At 65.1% G+C, this 16,596-nt stretch carries 19 protein-coding genes; 12 read left to right on the top strand and 7 right to left on the bottom strand.

Annotated features, from left to right (window positions below):
• The first annotated feature begins 36 nt into the window (after positions 1 to 36).
• Complete coding sequence (locus HFP57_RS01650; RefSeq protein ID WP_176868136.1) at positions 37 to 1,194, top strand: DUF3089 domain-containing protein; 1,158 nt, start codon at positions 37 to 39, stop codon at positions 1,192 to 1,194.
• The gene (gene ruvX / locus HFP57_RS01645) at positions 1,191 to 1,655 is read left to right on the top strand and encodes a Holliday junction resolvase RuvX (protein ID WP_176868135.1); all 465 of its coding nucleotides are present in this window, start codon (positions 1,191 to 1,193) and stop codon (positions 1,653 to 1,655) included. Before HFP57_RS01650 ends, ruvX begins: the two co-directional genes overlap by 4 nt.
• 90 nt (positions 1,656 to 1,745) lie before the next feature.
• On the opposite strand, the gene HFP57_RS01640 is transcribed toward ruvX, so the two are convergent.
• The gene (locus tag HFP57_RS01640) at positions 1,746 to 2,150 is read right to left on the bottom strand and encodes a hypothetical protein (RefSeq protein WP_176868134.1); all 405 of its coding nucleotides are present in this window, start codon (positions 2,148 to 2,150) and stop codon (positions 1,746 to 1,748) included.
• 157 nt (positions 2,151 to 2,307) lie between these two features.
• Between HFP57_RS01640 and HFP57_RS01635 the strand changes: the two genes are divergently transcribed.
• On the top strand, positions 2,308 to 3,297 hold the full coding sequence (locus HFP57_RS01635; protein ID WP_176868133.1) for an aspartate carbamoyltransferase catalytic subunit: 990 nt from the start codon (positions 2,308 to 2,310) through the stop codon (positions 3,295 to 3,297).
• A complete protein-coding gene (locus tag HFP57_RS01630; RefSeq protein ID WP_176868132.1) occupies positions 3,294 to 4,520 on the top strand; it encodes a dihydroorotase in 1,227 nt (408 codons plus the stop codon). Before HFP57_RS01635 ends, HFP57_RS01630 begins: the two co-directional genes overlap by 4 nt.
• 18 nt (positions 4,521 to 4,538) lie before the next feature.
• Here the strand turns inward: HFP57_RS01630 and HFP57_RS01625 are convergent, their stop codons facing one another.
• From HFP57_RS01625 to HFP57_RS01615, 3 genes are read right to left on the bottom strand one after another with little or no spacing between them, the layout of a single operon-like run.
• Positions 4,539 to 6,026 (bottom strand): SPOR domain-containing protein, encoded by a 1,488-nt coding sequence (locus HFP57_RS01625; RefSeq protein ID WP_176868131.1) that lies wholly within the window; start codon positions 6,024 to 6,026, stop codon positions 4,539 to 4,541.
• A 15-nt stretch (positions 6,027 to 6,041) separates the two neighbouring features.
• Positions 6,042 to 6,803, bottom strand: a complete 762-nt coding sequence (locus tag HFP57_RS01620; RefSeq protein ID WP_176867843.1) for a hypothetical protein — start codon at positions 6,801 to 6,803, stop codon at positions 6,042 to 6,044.
• Positions 6,804 to 6,813: 10 nt separating this feature from the next.
• Complete coding sequence (locus tag HFP57_RS01615) at positions 6,814 to 7,536, bottom strand: ParA family protein (protein WP_176868130.1); 723 nt, start codon at positions 7,534 to 7,536, stop codon at positions 6,814 to 6,816.
• Positions 7,537 to 7,739: 203 nt separating this feature from the next.
• On the opposite strand from HFP57_RS01615, the gene HFP57_RS01610 reads away from it, so the two are divergent.
• Both HFP57_RS01610 and HFP57_RS01605 read left to right on the top strand, forming a co-directional pair.
• Complete coding sequence (locus tag HFP57_RS01610; RefSeq protein WP_246263247.1) at positions 7,740 to 8,750, top strand: SPOR domain-containing protein; 1,011 nt, start codon at positions 7,740 to 7,742, stop codon at positions 8,748 to 8,750.
• Between the two features lie 92 nt (positions 8,751 to 8,842).
• Positions 8,843 to 9,124 carry a hypothetical protein gene (locus HFP57_RS01605; RefSeq protein WP_246263246.1) on the top strand — a complete coding sequence of 94 codons (282 nt, stop codon included), beginning with the start codon at positions 8,843 to 8,845 and terminating at the stop codon, positions 9,122 to 9,124.
• A gap of 22 nt (positions 9,125 to 9,146) precedes the next feature.
• Here HFP57_RS01605 and serB read toward each other — a convergent pair whose 3' ends face one another.
• A complete protein-coding gene (gene serB, locus HFP57_RS01600; protein ID WP_176868127.1) occupies positions 9,147 to 10,028 on the bottom strand; it encodes a phosphoserine phosphatase SerB in 882 nt (293 codons plus the stop codon).
• On the opposite strand from serB, the gene miaA reads away from it, so the two are divergent.
• The 6 genes from miaA (at position 10,021) to HFP57_RS01570 (ending at position 15,304) form a co-directional block, all read left to right on the top strand.
• A complete protein-coding gene (gene miaA / locus HFP57_RS01595; RefSeq protein WP_425500721.1) occupies positions 10,021 to 10,968 on the top strand; it encodes a tRNA (adenosine(37)-N6)-dimethylallyltransferase MiaA in 948 nt (315 codons plus the stop codon). The two genes, serB and miaA, sit on opposite strands and share 8 nt — an antisense overlap.
• Before the next feature lie 84 nt (positions 10,969 to 11,052).
• The gene (locus HFP57_RS01590; protein WP_176868125.1) at positions 11,053 to 12,801 is read left to right on the top strand and encodes an acetolactate synthase 3 large subunit; all 1,749 of its coding nucleotides are present in this window, start codon (positions 11,053 to 11,055) and stop codon (positions 12,799 to 12,801) included.
• Positions 12,802 to 12,934: 133 nt separating this feature from the next.
• Positions 12,935 to 13,450, top strand: coding sequence for an acetolactate synthase small subunit (gene ilvN / locus HFP57_RS01585; protein WP_176868124.1), 516 nt, complete (start codon positions 12,935 to 12,937; stop codon positions 13,448 to 13,450).
• Positions 13,451 to 13,461: 11 nt separating this feature from the next.
• Positions 13,462 to 13,776 carry a hypothetical protein gene (locus HFP57_RS01580; protein ID WP_176868123.1) on the top strand — a complete coding sequence of 105 codons (315 nt, stop codon included), beginning with the start codon at positions 13,462 to 13,464 and terminating at the stop codon, positions 13,774 to 13,776.
• Between the two features lie 4 nt (positions 13,777 to 13,780).
• Positions 13,781 to 14,800 carry a ketol-acid reductoisomerase gene (gene ilvC, locus HFP57_RS01575; protein ID WP_176868122.1) on the top strand — a complete coding sequence of 340 codons (1,020 nt, stop codon included), beginning with the start codon at positions 13,781 to 13,783 and terminating at the stop codon, positions 14,798 to 14,800.
• 36 nt (positions 14,801 to 14,836) lie between these two features.
• Complete coding sequence (locus tag HFP57_RS01570; protein ID WP_176868121.1) at positions 14,837 to 15,304, top strand: I78 family peptidase inhibitor; 468 nt, start codon at positions 14,837 to 14,839, stop codon at positions 15,302 to 15,304.
• 57 nt (positions 15,305 to 15,361) lie between these two features.
• Here the strand turns inward: HFP57_RS01570 and HFP57_RS01565 are convergent, their stop codons facing one another.
• Together HFP57_RS01565 and HFP57_RS01560 are read right to left on the bottom strand one after the other, a co-directional pair.
• Complete coding sequence (locus HFP57_RS01565) at positions 15,362 to 15,895, bottom strand: YHS domain-containing (seleno)protein (protein WP_176868120.1); 534 nt, start codon at positions 15,893 to 15,895, stop codon at positions 15,362 to 15,364.
• Between the two features lie 144 nt (positions 15,896 to 16,039).
• Positions 16,040 to 16,438, bottom strand: a complete 399-nt coding sequence (locus HFP57_RS01560; RefSeq protein WP_176868119.1) for a BLUF domain-containing protein — start codon at positions 16,436 to 16,438, stop codon at positions 16,040 to 16,042.
• Between the last annotated feature and the right edge of the window lie 158 nt (positions 16,439 to 16,596).

Below are 16,596 nucleotides of genomic sequence, written 5' to 3'. Positions count from 1 at the left end.
CCTATGGCGCGCGGCTGACCGATAAAGAGTGCATTCATGGCCGCCCGTATCTTCCTCTATCTGATCGCGATCGTCATCGTGCTGGTCCTGCTCGCCGGGATCGCCTGGACGCTGTTCCAGGACGAACTGCTCGAGATGGCGCTCGTCCCCGGCGAGACCATCGAGATGCTCGAAGAGGTGGAGGACAGCGCCTATGCCAACCGCGCCATGTGGCTGGCCCGGCCCGATATCGAGAATCCGCCGAGCGACTGGCTGCCCGACAATTATGTCGACTACGACGCCGACGAGATCGTCCCCGAGGAGAACGCCAATGACGAAGGGGACCGAATCCCGGTCTTCTATGTTCTCCCGACCACCTATCTCGACCGCGACCGCTGGAACGCGCCGCTGCGGAGCCCGGCCGCGCTCGAACGCCAGCAGCTGTTCGCCGCCAGCCAGGCGAGCGTCTTCAACGAGATCGGCGATATCTGGGCGCCGCTTTACCGCCAGGCCGTGGTCGGCGCCTTCCTGACCAACCATCGCAATGCCGAGGTCGCACTGCGCTTCGCCTATCAGGACGTGGACGCGGCGTTCGACTATTTCCTGTCCGAGATCGGCGCGGACCAGCCCTTCGTCATCGCCGGGCACAGCCAGGGCAGCCTGCACCTGACGACCTTGCTCCACGAGCGCATCGCCGGGACGCCGCTCGCAAACCGGATCGCGGCGGCCTATGTGATCGGCTGGCCGATCTCGGTCGAGGCGGACCTGCCGGCCCTGCCCCTGCCGGCGTGCGAAGACGCCAACGCCAGCCGTTGCATCGTCGCCTTCCAGAGCTTCGCGGAGCCCGCCGATCCCAACCAGATCACGCGCATCTACGACGAGAGCACCGGCTATACGGGCGCGCCGCGCCGCGACACCGCCATGCTCTGCGTCAACCCGCTGAGCGGCAGCGCGGACGGCGAAGCGGCGGCCGCGGACGCCAATCTCGGCGCGATCGTTCCGAATGACGAAATGAACGATGCAAGCCTTGCGCCCGGCCTTGTCCCGGCGCGCTGCGACGAACAGGGCCTGTTGCTGGTCGGCCAGCCGCCCGAGCAATTCGGCCGCTATGTGCTCCCCGGCAACAATTTCCACGTCTTCGACTTCCTGCTCTTCTGGAGCAATTTGCGCGCCGATGTGGAGCGGCGGGTCGCCGCCTACCGGGCCGCGCGATGATCGCCGACGGCGCCGCCGGATTCCGCGACGCCCTGCCCGATGGCGGGCGGCTCGCCGGGCTCGATGTCGGCAGCAAGACGATCGGGGTGGCGCTCTGCGATGCCGGATGGACCTTCGCCAGCGCAGCGGAGACAGTGAAGCGGAGCAAATTCTCGAAGGATCTTGAGCGGCTGCGAACGATCTTCGCCGAACAGCAGGTCGCCGGCCTCGTGATCGGCCTCCCCCTCAATCTCGACGGTACGGATAGCCCGCAAACCCAGTCCACCCGCGCCTTTGCGCGCAATCTCGACCAGGCGCTCGACCTCCCCATCCTGCTCTGGGACGAACGCTGGTCCACCCAGGCCGTCGAACGCGCGATGATCGAGGCGGATGTCACGCGCAAGAAGCGCGCGGAGCGCGTGGATGCGGCGGCTGCGGGCTTTATCCTGCAGGGCGCGATCGACGCGCTGGTCGGATCATAGCCGATTGCGCGCAGAAATCCGTCGACCGGCACGCTGCACCCCCAGTTCGGGGGCATATAGAAGGCACTGCGCCCAACAACCCGACTGGTGCTAGGCTTCGGTTTCCGCGTCCGCTGCGACCCGCGAAACCGTTACCGTTTCGCCCTGATCGCTGGTTGACCGCCAGCTGCCGTCTTCGGCCGCCGCGCTGTTGATCCAGCATTCCGTCGGGGTTTCACCATCGTCATTGGTGTAGCAGATTGCGCCGCCGTCGCCCATTTCAACGGTCCCCGTGCGCGTCTCATCGCCAGTAACGAACTCGTAGGTCCCGCCATCGGCGATCGTCAGCGCGGCCTCGCCACCATCGTCATAGGCGATGTCGTAGCTGCCGACCCATGCGGACCAGTCGGTGGCGGCTTCCTCTTCCACCGCTTCTACCGCAGGCTCCGCCTCGGGCGCGCTTTCCGCGCAGGCGCCCAGCGCAAGCACCCCGGCAATGATCAGTATCCGTTTCATGATTTCCGCCTCCATCGCGGTTGAAACGGAAAATTACACCCTAGTGGGGATGCAAAGCAAGTTTTGACTATCCGACCGCGACCACCGGAAGGCGCGCGGTATGGGGAAATCAACCCGTATTGCCCCCCCGCCCCATCGCGCCTAAAGCACCCCTTTAATGCAAAACGCGATTCCCACTGCTGCGGCCACACCCGAAGGCGCGCATCCCTTTCCGCACAGGCATCTCACCGGTATTTTCGGGCTCCAGCCCTGGGAGATCACCTTTCTGCTCGACGAGGCCGAGCAATGGGTAGACCTGAACCGGCAATCCTCCAAGCATGACGACCGGCTCGCGGGGCTCACGCAGATGAACGCCTTTTTCGAGGCGTCGACGCGCACGCTGCTGTCGTTCGAGATCGCGGGCAAACGGCTCGGCGCGGACGTCGTCAACATGCATGCTGCGCAATCGAGCGTGAAGAAGGGCGAAACCCTGATCGATACGGCGGTAACTCTCAACGCGATGCGCGCCGATGTCATCGTGATCCGGCACCAAGCCTCCGGTGCGGTCCAGCTGATCGCCGACAAGGTCGATTGCCCCGTGCTCAACGCCGGGGACGGCTGGCACGAGCACCCCACACAGGCGCTGCTCGACGCGCTGACGATCCGGCGGCGGCGCGGCGCGTTCGAGAAGCTGCGCGTCGCGATCTGCGGCGATATCCTGCACAGCCGAGTCGCCCGGTCCAACATTCTCGCACTGACGGCGTTGGGGGCGGAGGTGAACGTCATCGCGCCGCCGACCCTGATGCCGCCGGCGATCGACCGGCTCGGCGTGACCCCCTTCACCGATTTCGATGCCGGGCTCGCGGGCGCCGATGTCGTGATGATGCTGCGGCTTCAGAACGAGCGGATGCAGGGCGGCTTCATCCCCTCCCCGCGCGAATATTTCGCGCTCTACGGCCTGACGCGCAAGCGGCTCGAAAAAGCGGCGCCCGACGCGCTGGTTATGCATCCCGGCCCGATGAACCGCGGGATCGAGATCGCCAGCGATATCGCCGACGATCTCGAACGTTCGGCGATCACCGAACAGGTCGAGATGGGCGTCGCCGTCCGCATGGCCTGCCTCGACGTGCTGACCCGCAATCAGCGCGGCGTGGAGGGCTGGGCATGAGCGCGCTGACGATAACGGGCGCCACGCTGGTCGATCCGGCGGCGGGCACGGAAGCGCCGGGCGACATCGCCTGTGCCGACGGCATGATTGTCGACAGTGCACCGGACGGCGCCGCAACGCTCGACGCAAGCGGCTTGCACCTCGCCCCGGCTATCGTCGATCTGGGCGCCTTCGCCGTCGATATCCCCGCTTTTGTCGCGGGCGGCATCACGCGCGTCGCGCTGATGCCCGACCAGTCCCCCGCGATCGACGAACCGGCTATGGTCCAGCACGCCGCGGCGGCCGGCAAGCCGGCCGTCTGGATTCATCCGATCGCTGCGGCGACGCAAGACCTGCAAGGCCGGGAGCTGACCGAATACGGCCTGATGCAGCGCGCCGGCGCGGTCGCCGTCTCCACGGGTCGACAGCGGATCGCCGATGCCGGCGTCATGCACCGCGTGCTCCGTTATGCCGCCGCGCTCGATCTCGTCGTCATCGCCCATGCCGAAGACGAAGGCCTTTCGGGCCATGCCGTCGCCACCGAAGGGGAAACGGCCACGCGCCTGGGCCTGCCCGGCGCGCCCGCCATTTCCGAGGCGATCGCGATCTCGCGGGATATCCTGCTGGCCGAGCAGGCCGATGCCCATATCCATTTCCGGACGGTCACCACGGCCCGCGGGTTCGATCGGATCCGCGACGCCAAGGCGCGGGGGATCAAGGTCAGTTGTGGGATCACATCCGCGCATCTCCTGCTCTGCGATGTCGATATCGGCGCCTATCGCACCTTCGCCAAACTGTCCCCGCCACTGCGCAGTGCGGAAGATCGCGATGCCGCGCTGGTCGCGCTCGCCGACGGCACGATCGACGTCATCTGCTCCGCCCATGATCCGCAGGGGCCCGAGGCGAAGCGCCTGCCCTATGCCGATGCCGAACCCGGCATGTCGGGTGCGGAAACGCTGCTCACGCTCTCGCTCAACCTGGTCCGTGAAGGCCATATCGACATGGCGCGGCTGTTTGCGCTGCTTTCGTCCAATCCCGCCGGAATACTCGGTGTCGATGGCGGTTCGCTCGCAACCGGCGCGGCTGCCGACCTGGTCGTCTTCGATCCGGATGCGCCTTGGCGTGTCGACACGACGAACATGGCCTCGCGCGCCGGCAATACGCCGTTCGACGAACTGCCGGTGCAGGGCAAGGTCGTCCATACGATAAAGGGCGGCCGACCCGTGGATCGACCGCCCTCCTGATATCGTCGGATTGACCGGCTAGCGGAGCGCCGCTGCCCCCGCACCGCTGCGCGCCGCCATTTGCAGCGGCGCATCGCCGGCACGGGCGCGCACGAAGCATTCCTGGCCGCGCGAACGCAGGGTCCGGCACAGGCCGTTGGCCTCGCGGCGGCTTTCGAAGCCGCCGAATGACAGGCGATACAGGGTCCGGCCGCGCTCGAACGTCGCGCGCGACGGCGTATATTCGGCGAGGCCGCCATAGCGCCGTACGGCACGATCCCACGCCACGCGCACATTGGCCCGGTTCGAAAACGCGCCAAGCTGGACGACGTAGCGGCCATTGGAGCTCCGCGATGCTGCGGGAGCGGCGGGCTGATCGACAGGCGCGACGGCCGTGACCGGCCGTTCGGGCGCGCGAGCCGCCCGCAGAACCGCGAGCCAGCTCTCTTCGGCCGGTGCCGAGGCCGCGACGACCGGCGCCGTCAGTGCAACAACGGGCTGGGCCGGCGGAGCAGCGGCGGCCGCGATCGCATCGCTGGCATCGGCCACTTCGTAATTATCCTCTTCCTCGACGATGAATGCGTCGGCGGCCGGGGCGGAATAGTCTTCGGTCTCCACCGCAGCGACGCGCATCGGCGTCTCTTCGGCTTCGATGACGGGCACCGCCTCGACATCGGCAACCGCGCCGGTTTCGGCAGGCGCCGTGAAGGCGACGACGGGATCCTGATCGTCAGAACCGACATCGGCTTCGGCCGTCATGACCGTCGTGTCCTGCGGGGCCAGCGCCAGCCGGACCGGCTGGCCGGGATCGCTGTGATCGGCGGTCACGCCGAGAAGGCTCGAGACCTGATCCCATTCATTCTCCGGCGCAGCGAACTGCGTCCAGTCGCGCATGCGGCCGTCGAGTTCGGCGAGGCTGACATCCTGCGCCGCCGTAATCCGGGCTTCCGCCCAGCGTCCGGCCATCGCATAGGTCAGCGCGAGATTCTGGCGGGCCCGCGGGTCGCCGCCATTGGCGCGCGCAGCCTGCTGGAGGATCACGATCGCGCGATCGTGATTGCCGGCAAGCGCCATGGCGAGCCCGAGATCGGAGGCGCCCATACGGCCCTCGAGATTGTTGAGCTCGGCAAGCGCGTCGGACCGGTTGCCCTGCGCGATCTGCGCGAGGGCGAGGTTGAACGCGGTGCGGTTCAGATCGGGATTGAGCGTCAGGGCGTCCTGGAAGCTCGTTTCGGCCGAGGCGAAACGTCCGGCCGCCAGATAGGCGCGGCCCAGAAGATGGCGATATTCGGCACTGTTGGGCATCGATTGCACGGCGCGCTCGGCATGGCGGATGGCGGCAACGCCGTCATTCTCGCCCAGCGCCTGGCGGGCTTCACCAGCCGCATGGGCGGCCTGTTGCGCGGCGCGGCTGTCGGTTGCGGTCGCGCCGGTCGAAAAGGCCCCGTTGGCAAGCGGCGTCAGTCCGGCGAGCGAGGCGCCGACGGCCAACGACGATGCCGCGATCTTGATGATGCTCGGTTTCATTATACCCCTCCTCAATCAGTGCGTCTTGCCGCCGGACGCCTGTCCGGTGAGCGCGCGCACGTCGGGATGCTGTTCCAGGAACTGGTCGAGCGCTTCGGTGACGAGACGCTGGGCCGACTGGTTGGTAACGGCCGAAGCAAGGCGCAGCTTCAGGTGCCGCTCCTTGTCGAGCCGCAAGGTAAAGGCGACCTTCTCGCGCGCCGGAACGTCCCTGTCCTCCGGTTCGGCCATGTCCTGCGTGTCAACCGGAGCTTCGGCGGGCGTTTCCGCGCGCTGTTTCGCCTTGGGCGACTTTTTCTCCGACAGCGGCGAGCGCCCATGGAGGCGCAGCCCCGTGTCGGGAACCGCCGGCATGTCGCCATCGTCCGCATCGCCAGCGTGGAATTCGGCCGGTTCGGACTCGATATCTTCGGACTCCATCGGCGTCAGACCGCCATGACCGTTCGGCCTATAGGGTTCGGGTTCGGGTTCCGGTTCGGGTTCCGCCTCGTCGATGGGAGGCGGAAGCGGCGCCTCGGCCGGTTCCTCGACCACCTCGTTCAAGCCCTCGGCGAGCTGATCCTGCTGCTTGCGGACTTCCGGAAGCGGCGCCTCGCCTTGATGCTCGGAATCGCTTTCGATCGGCCGGGGCGCTTCGAACCCCATATCGTTCCAGCCCAGATCTTCGGTGACGTCGCCCTGCGGGTTGATGAACCCCTGGCGTCGCATGGCGGGCTTTGCCGCGCCCTTGCGCGCAAGCAGACCCGAGGAAAGCGACGCGAATTTTTCTTCGCCCATTGTGTCGCTCCTACTGGCCTGTCACCCGGCGGCCGAAACCACCTGTCGCGGGACGCTGCACGGTGCCCGGCTGGGCCGGGAATTTGGGCCCGCTGAACACGGTGCGGCGGAAATTCTTTTCGAGCCGGTCGGAGATATAGGCCCACAGCTCGTGGATTTCGGCGGCGGACTTGCCGTTCGGATCGATCTCCATGACCGTCCGGCCGTCGATCATCGAGGCGGCGAAATCCGTGCGATGGTGGAGCGTGACTGGGGCGACCGTGCCATGCTGCGACAGCGCGACGGCGGCCTCATAGGTGATCTTGGCCTTGGGCGTCGCCGCGTTGACGACGAAGATCAGCGGTTTGCCGGCGCGTTCGCACAGATCGACGGTGGCCCCGACGGCGCGCAGATCGTGCGGGCTCGGGCGGGTCGGAATGACGATGAGTTCGGCGACCTGGATGACGCTCTGGATCGCCATGGTGATGGCCGGCGGCGTATCGAGGACGGCGAGCTTGAAACCCTGCTGCCGGAGAACCTCGAGGTCGGCCGCGAGACGGGCGACGGTCGTCTGCGCAAAGGCTGGCATGTCGTCTTCACGCTCGTTCCACCAGTCGGCGAGCGAACCCTGGGGATCGATATCGATCAACACCACTGGTCCCGCGCCACTTCGCTGCGCCTCTACGGCGAGGTGCCCGGAAAGCGTCGTCTTTCCCGAGCCGCCCTTTTGCGATGCTAATGCCAATACCCGCATGATATCCCCTTTGATGGCGGTATTTCATCAGCGGCATTGCCACTCGGGTGACTAAAATCTGGTTAACGGCTGGCGTTAAATTTTGATTGATGTCCCGGAAATGGACGGCACGGTTTTGCTAATCCGGCTTTAACCCTGCTATTATTCGCGATAGGCAAGATGCTGAAAATCGGGGAGATCGGCAGATGGCGGTGAGACACAGGATGGCAATCGGCGCCGCATTGGCGCTGTTGGCGTTGCCATGGGGGGTTAATGCCGGGGTTCAGGAAGGCGTCGAAGCCTGGCGCAGCGGCGATTATGCCCGCGCCGTTTCCGAATGGCAGCCGCTCGCCGAAACCGGCGATCCCGACGCCCAGTTCAATCTCGGCCAAGCCTACAAGCTCGGTCGCGGCGTTCCGCAGGATATGGAGCGCGCGCGCGACCTGTTCGGACAAGCCGCCGATCAGGGGCATTTGCGGGCCGAAGCCAATTACGGCCTGATCCTGTTCCAAGACGGCAATCGCGAAGACGCGATGCCCTATATCATTCGCGCCGCCAATCGCGGCGAGCCGCGCGCACAATATATCTACGGCACCGCGCTGTTTAACGGCGATCTGGCGCCGCGCGACTGGGTCCGCGCCTATGCGCTGATGAGCAATGCGAGCGCCGCCGGCCTACCCCAGGCCGCGGCCAGCCTGCAGCAGATGGACCGCTATATTCCGCTCGAGCAACGCGAGGCGGGCACGGCGATGGCCGCGCAAATGGCCGAGGCGAACCCGGTAACGCAGGTTGCGGTCGCGCCGCCACCGCCGCCGACCCCCGCCCCCGCGCCATCGCCGACCTTCACGCCGGTACCGGTTCCCGCGCCCGCCGCCAGCCCGCCAGCGGCGACGCCGCCACCCGCTTCGCCGCCGGCTGCCGCTCCAGCGCAGCAACCGCCTGTGGTGGCGACCCAGTCGCCGTCCGCTCAACCGTCGTCGGCCGCCCCGGCCGCGCGCAGCGGCGACTGGCGGATCCAGCTTGGTTCGTTCCGCGAACGGCCGCGCGCCGAAAATCTGTGGCGTCAGGTCAGCGGCCGCGCATCGTCGCTCGCCAATCTGCAGCCCTATCTGGTGCGCGCCGGACCCTATACCCGCCTGCAGGCCGGCCCCTTCCGCACACGCGCTGAGGCCCAACAGGCCTGTGCGGCGGCGACCCGGGCCGGGTCGGAATGTATCACGGTCCGCCGACGCTAGGCCCGCTTAACCGAATATTTGCCGATCGCGGCTAATGCGCCTTCCCCAGGGGAAAGTGCATGTCTCGACCGTATGGAATACAGGGTGGATCGATGGCGTCGCGGTGGCGGCGACGGCGCATGTGCGTGCTCCACGCCGATGCCCCCGCGCCGGCGGCGCTCGAAACCGTTTCGGGCCGCGGCGCGACTGTCCGGAGCAATGCCCAACCGGCCTGCGGATCGACCGTGAAGCTGGTCCATCCGGCGGCGGGCGAGATCGTCGCCGAGGTACATGCCATTTCCGAGACCGGGATCGAACTCAGCTTTGCCGGCGATGAGGATTCGGTCGGCTTTGCCCTGAGCGCCGTTGCCGCCGATATGACGCGGTCGAGCTAGGTTCTACACTTAGTATAGAACCTTAGCCTTCGACCCAGTCCTTGCGCGCATAGCCCTGGGCGTACAGCAAGGCCGTCAGATCTCCATGATCGATCCGCGCATCGGCCACATCGCGTAGCTTCGGCTTGCCCCGATAGGCGACGCCGAGCCCCGCCTGCTCGACCATCGCGAGATCGTTGGCGCCGTCTCCGATCGCCAGCGTTTCCGCCGCACCCAGCTCCAGCCGCTCGGTTTCTTCCTGCAAGACGCGCTGCTTGGTCGCACTGTCGACGATCGGCCGGACCACCCGGCCCGTCAGCCGCCCCGCCGCGATGTCGAGCCGGTTCGCAACCGCGCGATCGAAGCCGATCTCAACCGCCACCCGATCGGCGAACAGGGTGAAGCCGCCCGACACCAGGACCGTGTGCACATCATGCGCCTTCATCGTCCGGACGAGCGTCGCCGCGCCGGGCGAAACGACGACCCGTTCCTCGTGGCAGCGCGTCACGATAGCCGCATCCATATCCGCGAGCAGCGCGACCCGCTCGTCGAGCGCTTCGACGAAATCGAGTTCGCCGCGCATCGCCCGTTCGGTGATCGCGGCGACCTGCGGCTTGAAACCGGCATAATCCGCCAGCTCGTCCAGGCATTCGACGGTGATCATCGTCGAATCCATATCGGCGACGAACAGTTTCTTGGCGCGCGCCGCTTCCGGCTGCGCGACATAATCGATGCCGAAGCCCAATGCGCTCAGCGCCTCGCGCGCGGATACGAGATCGCCCGAAAAGCGGATATCGACGGCCTTGTCCGGTTCGATCCACATATGGCCGAGAATGTCCGCTCCCGCCTCCGCGAGCAGGTCCGATGCAAGCGAAATATCGCCTGCGGAAAGCCGATCTGCTGCTATGAGCGTTGCGATGAACATGCCGGGAAACTCCAACGAAGAGACCAACGGGGCCAGGGTCGCGCTTATTGCCGGGCCGACCGCCAGCGGCAAGTCGTCTCTCGCGATGCGGATCGCGGAACGGACGGACGGCGTCATCATCAATGCCGACAGCGCCCAGGTCTATCGCGACCTCCGGATCGTCACGGCGCGGCCGAGCGAGGCCGAGGAAGCGGCCCTTCCGCACCGCCTGTTCGGCTATATCGACGGCGCAAACGCCTGTTCGGCGGCGCGCTGGGCCGAAGACGCCAAGGCGGAGATCGCCGCCGCCCATCGCGACGGCCGTCCCGCCATCCTGGTCGGCGGCACCGGACTCTATCACCGCACCCTGCTCGAGGGATTGGCGCCGATCCCCGAAATCGACGCCGACATCCGGGCCGAGATCCGCGCGCTGCCGGTTGCCGACGCGCATGCCGCGCTCGAACGCGAGGATCCGGCATCGGCGGAGCGGCTCAAACCGGCCGACACGACCCGAATCGCCCGCGCGCTCGAGGTGATCCGATCGGCCGGGCGCCCGATCCATGAATGGCAACGCGAAAAACGCGGCGGCATCGCGGACGAAATCCAGCTCGCGCCACTCATCCTCCTTCCCGATCGCAACTGGCTCTACGGGCGATGCGACCGGCGCTTCGCCGACATGGTCGAAAGCGGCGCGGTGGACGAGGTACGGGCGCTGCTCGATCGCGATCTCGATCCCTCCCTGCCCGTGATGCGCGCCATCGGAGTCCCTGAAATCGCTGCGTTTCTGGCGGGCGAAATGGACCGGGTCGAGACGGTCGCGGCGGCGGCCCAGGCCACGCGTCGCTATGCCAAGCGCCAATATACCTGGTTTGCCAATCAGCCGCCGGCCGAGTGGCCGCGCATCCAGGAGTCAGAATATAATGATTTTGAGACTATTGTTGTAACTAAATTACTGAGATAGTCGTTGACAGACAATTTTTGCCTGTCTAGCAGCCCGGTCTCCGCGCTGCTATTGCGGCGCAACATTGGGTAATGGACGAGGATCATGGCAGCCGAGAAAGCCGGAGCGGATATATTGGTCGAAGCGCTGCTGGATTGCGGCGTGGAAGTCATTTTCGGCTATCCGGGCGGCGCGGTGCTGCCGATCTACGATTCCCTGTTCGAACAGAAGCGCATCCGCCACATTCTCTGCCGCCACGAACAAGGTGCCGCACATGCGGCCGAAGGCTATGCGCGGGCGACCGGCAAGCCCGGGGTCGTGCTCGTGACGTCAGGCCCCGGGGCGACCAATGCGGTTACCGGGATCACCGATGCGCTGATGGACTCGATACCGATGGTGGTCATCACCGGCCAGGTCCCGACGACGCTGATCGGCACCGATGCGTTCCAGGAGGCCGACACGGTCGGCATCACGCGCCACTGCACCAAGCATAACTATCTGGTCAAAGATCCCGACACGCTCGGCAATGTCGTGCAGGAGGCCTTTTTCATCGCGACCACCGGCCGCCCCGGGCCCGTCGTCGTCGATATCCCCAAGGACGTGCAGGTGGCCACTGGCCGCTATCGCAAGTCGGGGCCCATCGCGCACAAGGCCTATGTTCCGCGCGACAAGCCCGATCCCGCAAATGTGGAGACCGCAGCGGAGATGATCGCTGCGGCCGAACGCCCGGTCCTGTACACCGGCGGCGGCGTCATCAATTCCGGGCCCGGCGCCAGCATGATCCTGCGCGAGCTGGCACGGATCACCGGCGCACCCGTAACATCGACGCTGATGGGCCTCGGCGCCTTCCCGGCCTCGTCCGACCAGTGGCTCGGCATGCTCGGCATGCACGGCACGTTCGAGGCCAATATGGCGATGAACAAGGCGGACCTGATCGTGGCGATCGGCGCCCGGTTCGACGACCGGGTGACCGGCCGGCTCGACGCCTTCTCGCCGAATTCCAAGAAGATCCACATCGATATCGATCGCAGTTCGATCAACAAGATCGTGCCCGTCGACCTCGCGATCAACGCCGATGCGGGCCGGGCGATGGAGGACATCGTCAAGATCTGGAAGGCGCGCCAGTTCAAAAAGGCGGATATGCAGGACTGGTGGGCCCGGATCGACGGCTGGCGCGCGACCGACTGTCTCGCCTTTCCGGAGAACAAGAAAGAGATCATGCCGCAGGCCGCCGTCCAGGCGCTGTGGCGGGCGACGCATGATCGCAATCCCATCGTCACGACCGAAGTCGGCCAGCACCAGATGTGGGCGGCCCAGCATTACGGCTTCGAAAGCCCGAACAAATGGCTGACCTCGGGCGGGCTCGGCACGATGGGCTATGGCCTGCCCGCTGCGATCGGCGCGCAGATCGGCAATCCCAATGCGCTGGTGATCGACATTGCCGGCGAAGCCTCGATCCAGATGAACATCCAGGAGCTCGGCACGGCGAGCCAATACCGACTTCCGGTCAAGCTGTTCATCCTCAACAACGAATATATGGGCATGGTCCGCCAGTGGCAGGAGCTGACCTATTCGGGCCGCTATGCCGAAAGCTATAGCGATTCCCTGCCCGATTTCGTCAAGCTCGCCGAAGCCTATGGCTGGAAAGGCATCCGGATCGAGGATCCGGCCGATCTCGACGACGGCATCGAGGCGATGCTCGCGCATGACGGGCCGGTGCTCGTCGATTGCTGCGTCGCCAAGCTCGCCAACTGCTTCCCGATGATCCCGTCGGGCGCGGCGCATACCGAGATGCTCCTCGAATCCGACACCGTTTCGGGGACGATGGAAGACGAAGCGAAGGCGCTGGTCTGATGGGCGTCAGACCAGCATCCGCTAGTGTCGAGCGCAGTCGAGACATCTGGTCGAGCAAAGCCGAGACCATTTTGTCCTCGGCTTCGCCCGGACCTATCCCTCGACTTGGCTCGGGATGGACGGGGACCGTGTCATGAAAATCCGCACCGAGGCCGCCGAGCGCCACACCCTCTCCATTCTCGTCGACAACGAACCGGGCATCCTCGCGCGGATCGCCGGCATGTTCACCGCGCGCGGCTACAATATCGAGAGCCTGACCGTGACCGATGTCAGCGAGGACGAGACGATCAGCCGGATCACCATCGTCACCATCGGCTCGCCGCATGTGATCGACCAGATCATCGCCCAGACCGAACGGATGCCCCCCGTCTACAAGGTCACCGACCTGACCGAGATCGGCCCGCATGTCGAGCGGGACATGGCGCTGGTCAAGGTGGCGGGTACGGGCGACAACCGGATCGAGGCGCTGCGCCTCGCCGATGTCTATCGCGCGCGGGTCGTGGATTCGACGACGGGCAGTTTCGTGTTCGAGGTGACCGGCAATAGCGACAAGGTCGACAGTTTCATCGACCTGATGCGCGAAGTCGGCCTCGTCGAGGTAGCGCGCACCGGTGTAGTGGCCATTGGCCGCGGCAAGGAAGCGAGCTAGAGCAAGCCGCAATGCGCGAAATCATCAGCATATCGGCGATCATCATCGCCTTTTTCTACTTTCTGGCGTTCGGCTCGGCAGTGTTCATGGCGCTCGAAAACGAGATGCACTGGGTGCTCGCCTTTTTCGCAATGGCCTGGATCATCATCCTCCGGCTCTGGCCGTTATTGCCCGTCCTCGCCGTGGTCGGAGCGGTCAATATCTGGGGCTGGGTCTGGTATGACGGCGTAGCGCTCGCGCTGCCCGTCTCCATCTATGTCGTTTCTCATTACTGGACGCGGATCACCGATTATCTCCGCCGTCCGACGCAAAAACAGGGAGTGTGAACTTATGCGCGTCTATTACGATGCCGATGCCGATCTGGGTCTGGTCACGGACAAGAAGATCGCCATCATCGGCTATGGCAGCCAGGGCCATGCCCATGCGCAAAATCTGCGCGACAGCGGCGTGGGCGACGTGGCGATCGCCCTGCGCGAAGGCTCGGCGACCCGGAAAAAAGCAGAAGACGCAGGCTTCAAAGTGATGAGCAACGCTGAAGCGGCGGCCTGGGCCGATATCGTAATGATGCTGGCCCCGGACGAGCATCAGGCGGCGATCTATGCCGAGGATCTGGCGCCCAACATGAAAGAGGGCGCGGCGCTCGCCTTCGCCCATGGCCTCAACGTGCATTTCGGGCTGATCGAGCCGCGCGCCGATCTCGACGTCATCATGATCGCGCCCAAGGGACCCGGCCACACGGTACGGGCCGAATATGAGCGCGGTGGCGGCGTTCCCTGCCTGATGGCGATCGCGCAGGACGCGACCGGCAACGCGCATGACGTAACCCTCGCCTATGCGAGCGGCGTCGGCGGCGGCCGTTCGGGCATCATCGAGACCACTTTCCGCGAGGAATGCGAGACCGACCTGTTCGGCGAGCAGGCCGTGCTGTGCGGCGGCCTCACCAGCCTCGTCATGGCCGGTTTCGAAACCTTGACCGAAGCCGGTTACGCGCCCGAAATGGCCTATTTCGAATGCCTGCATGAAGTGAAGCTGATCGTCGACCTCATGTATGAGGGCGGCATCGCCAATATGCGCTATTCGATCTCGAACACCGCCGAGTATGGCGATTATCATACCGGCCCGCGCGTCATTACCGAGGAAACCAAGGCCGAAATGAAGCGGGTGCTCGAGGATATCCAGAAGGGCAAGTTCGTCCAGCGCTTCATCACCGACAACCGGATGGGCAATCCCGAGATGAAAGCGGCGCGCAAATTGCAGGCCGAGCATCCGATCGAGAAGACCGGCGCGGAGCTCCGCGCGATGATGCCCTGGATCGGCGCTAACAAGTTGGTGGATAAGGAAAAAAATTAGCGCTACATTGATGCGCCTCAACCCGCGAGGTGTATCATGCGTATCTTTTTTCCTGCTCTGAAAGCCTCCCTTGCAATGCTGGCGGTGTCGGCGTGCGGCCCGCAACCCGAGACTGCAGAGCCGATCGACACTGGCGAAGCGAGCGAGATTGCCACGCGCGCGCAAGAACGCATGGCCGTGGCCGATGGCGATCCTGCACCGTCGGCCGAACCGGCGGCGGAAGGCGATCTGCCGCCCTGCCCCGGCATTAATCCGGACATTCGCAGGCCGGCGGGATCCAATTGTCTGGGCATAGTGCCCGAACTATGCGGGGCGGACCGTTTGCGGGATTTGGTGGGACGGGTTGCCGACGATGCAACCCGGCGCGAAGCCGTTGCCGCCGTCGGTCATGATGATATCCGCTGGATCAGGCCCGGCGACGGAGTAAATGACGATCTGCAACCCAACCGGATCAACATCCAACTCGACGATGCGAACCGGATCGAGACGATCGACTGTTACTGACACACGAAAAAGCGGCGGCGGACGATCTCGCGCCCGCCGCCGTACTTTCCAGCGTATCTAACCGTCGAGCGATGCGCCTTCCTGGGCGTCTGCCGCGAAGCGCGGATAATTCTCATCGGCGCTTTCGATGAAACCGGGGATATCGGCTTCCCAGCGCTGCTGCACCGCGCCGTTGAAGTTCAGATAGAGCTGGCCGTCGACGATCCGATAGACTTCCGGATCTCCCGGAGCGAGATCGCCGCGCGCCGTCGCCCAGGCGCAAAAACCGCCATAGGCCGGCGCATAGCGCGCCGGATCGGCCTGAAACGTCTCGGCATTGGCCTGGCTCGCGAAATGATACTGGACGCCGTTATAGACGACGGCAAATTCCTCATTGCCCGGCTGCGGCGTCCCGTCGCCGGTGAAATAGGAAACGGCGTCATAGCCCGAAAGTGCGATGTTGCGCCCCGAGCCGGTATAGACTGGTCCGGTGCGGTCGTCGTTGACTTCCGCGAGAATGTCTTCGGCGGACGCTTCTTCGGTTACGGTTTGCGGAGCGCAGGCTGCTGCGCTCAGGGCGGCGGCCGCCAGGGCCAGAACCAGTTTGTTCATGTCTTTCCTCCATCGGGTCTTCTCTTGGCCTTGGCAGTCGGATATTCCGTCCGCCGGGCTCCCCGATGGTTCGCCGGCCCATCCCGGCGCGTTACAATAGTTTCGATTGCCCCCGGCATGGCTTTGCTTCTCGGTCGGACAGGATCAGGCCGCGCGGTCGGCCGCCCGGATATAGTCGATGAGCGCGGCCGCGGCATCGGACCCGAAATTCGCTATGGATTCGAAAACGGCTTCGGAAAAGGAAACGCCGCCCTCCACGTTCTCAAAGGCCATATCCCAACCAGGAAATCGTCGCCCGCCAGTCGGCCCGCGGGCGAGAACCGCCAAGGCAAAATGACGCGCATCCCGGCCTATGCGGTCGAACGTCGCCTCAACAGCGGCCTCCGTCCCTTCGAGATACTGGAAGAAAAACCGGCCGTCGCAAATCAGCAGACCGGTGACCCGGTTCGCGAAATTGCTCGCGCGCGCTTCGATAAGAATATCGTCGAAGTCCGCCTGGCCGATATCGGGCCGGACGGTGCTGACATATGTGAGGCGATACATGGTCATATCCGCTGGATTGGAAATTTGAGGAACCATGCGCCCCCAGCGATGAAGTATCCGTTAAGACAATCCGAACGGGAAACACTGGACTTGTTAACCGTTTGCCGTCACAACCCGTCGCCATGACAGCGCATCGCGCCCTGCTTATTCTTCGACTT

Source organism: Parasphingopyxis algicola (assembly GCF_013378075.1).
Classification (GTDB): domain Bacteria; phylum Pseudomonadota; class Alphaproteobacteria; order Sphingomonadales; family Sphingomonadaceae; genus Parasphingopyxis; species Parasphingopyxis algicola.
Note: the sequence above shows the minus strand (reverse complement) of the source record. Positions and strands in the feature narration are given on the sequence as shown.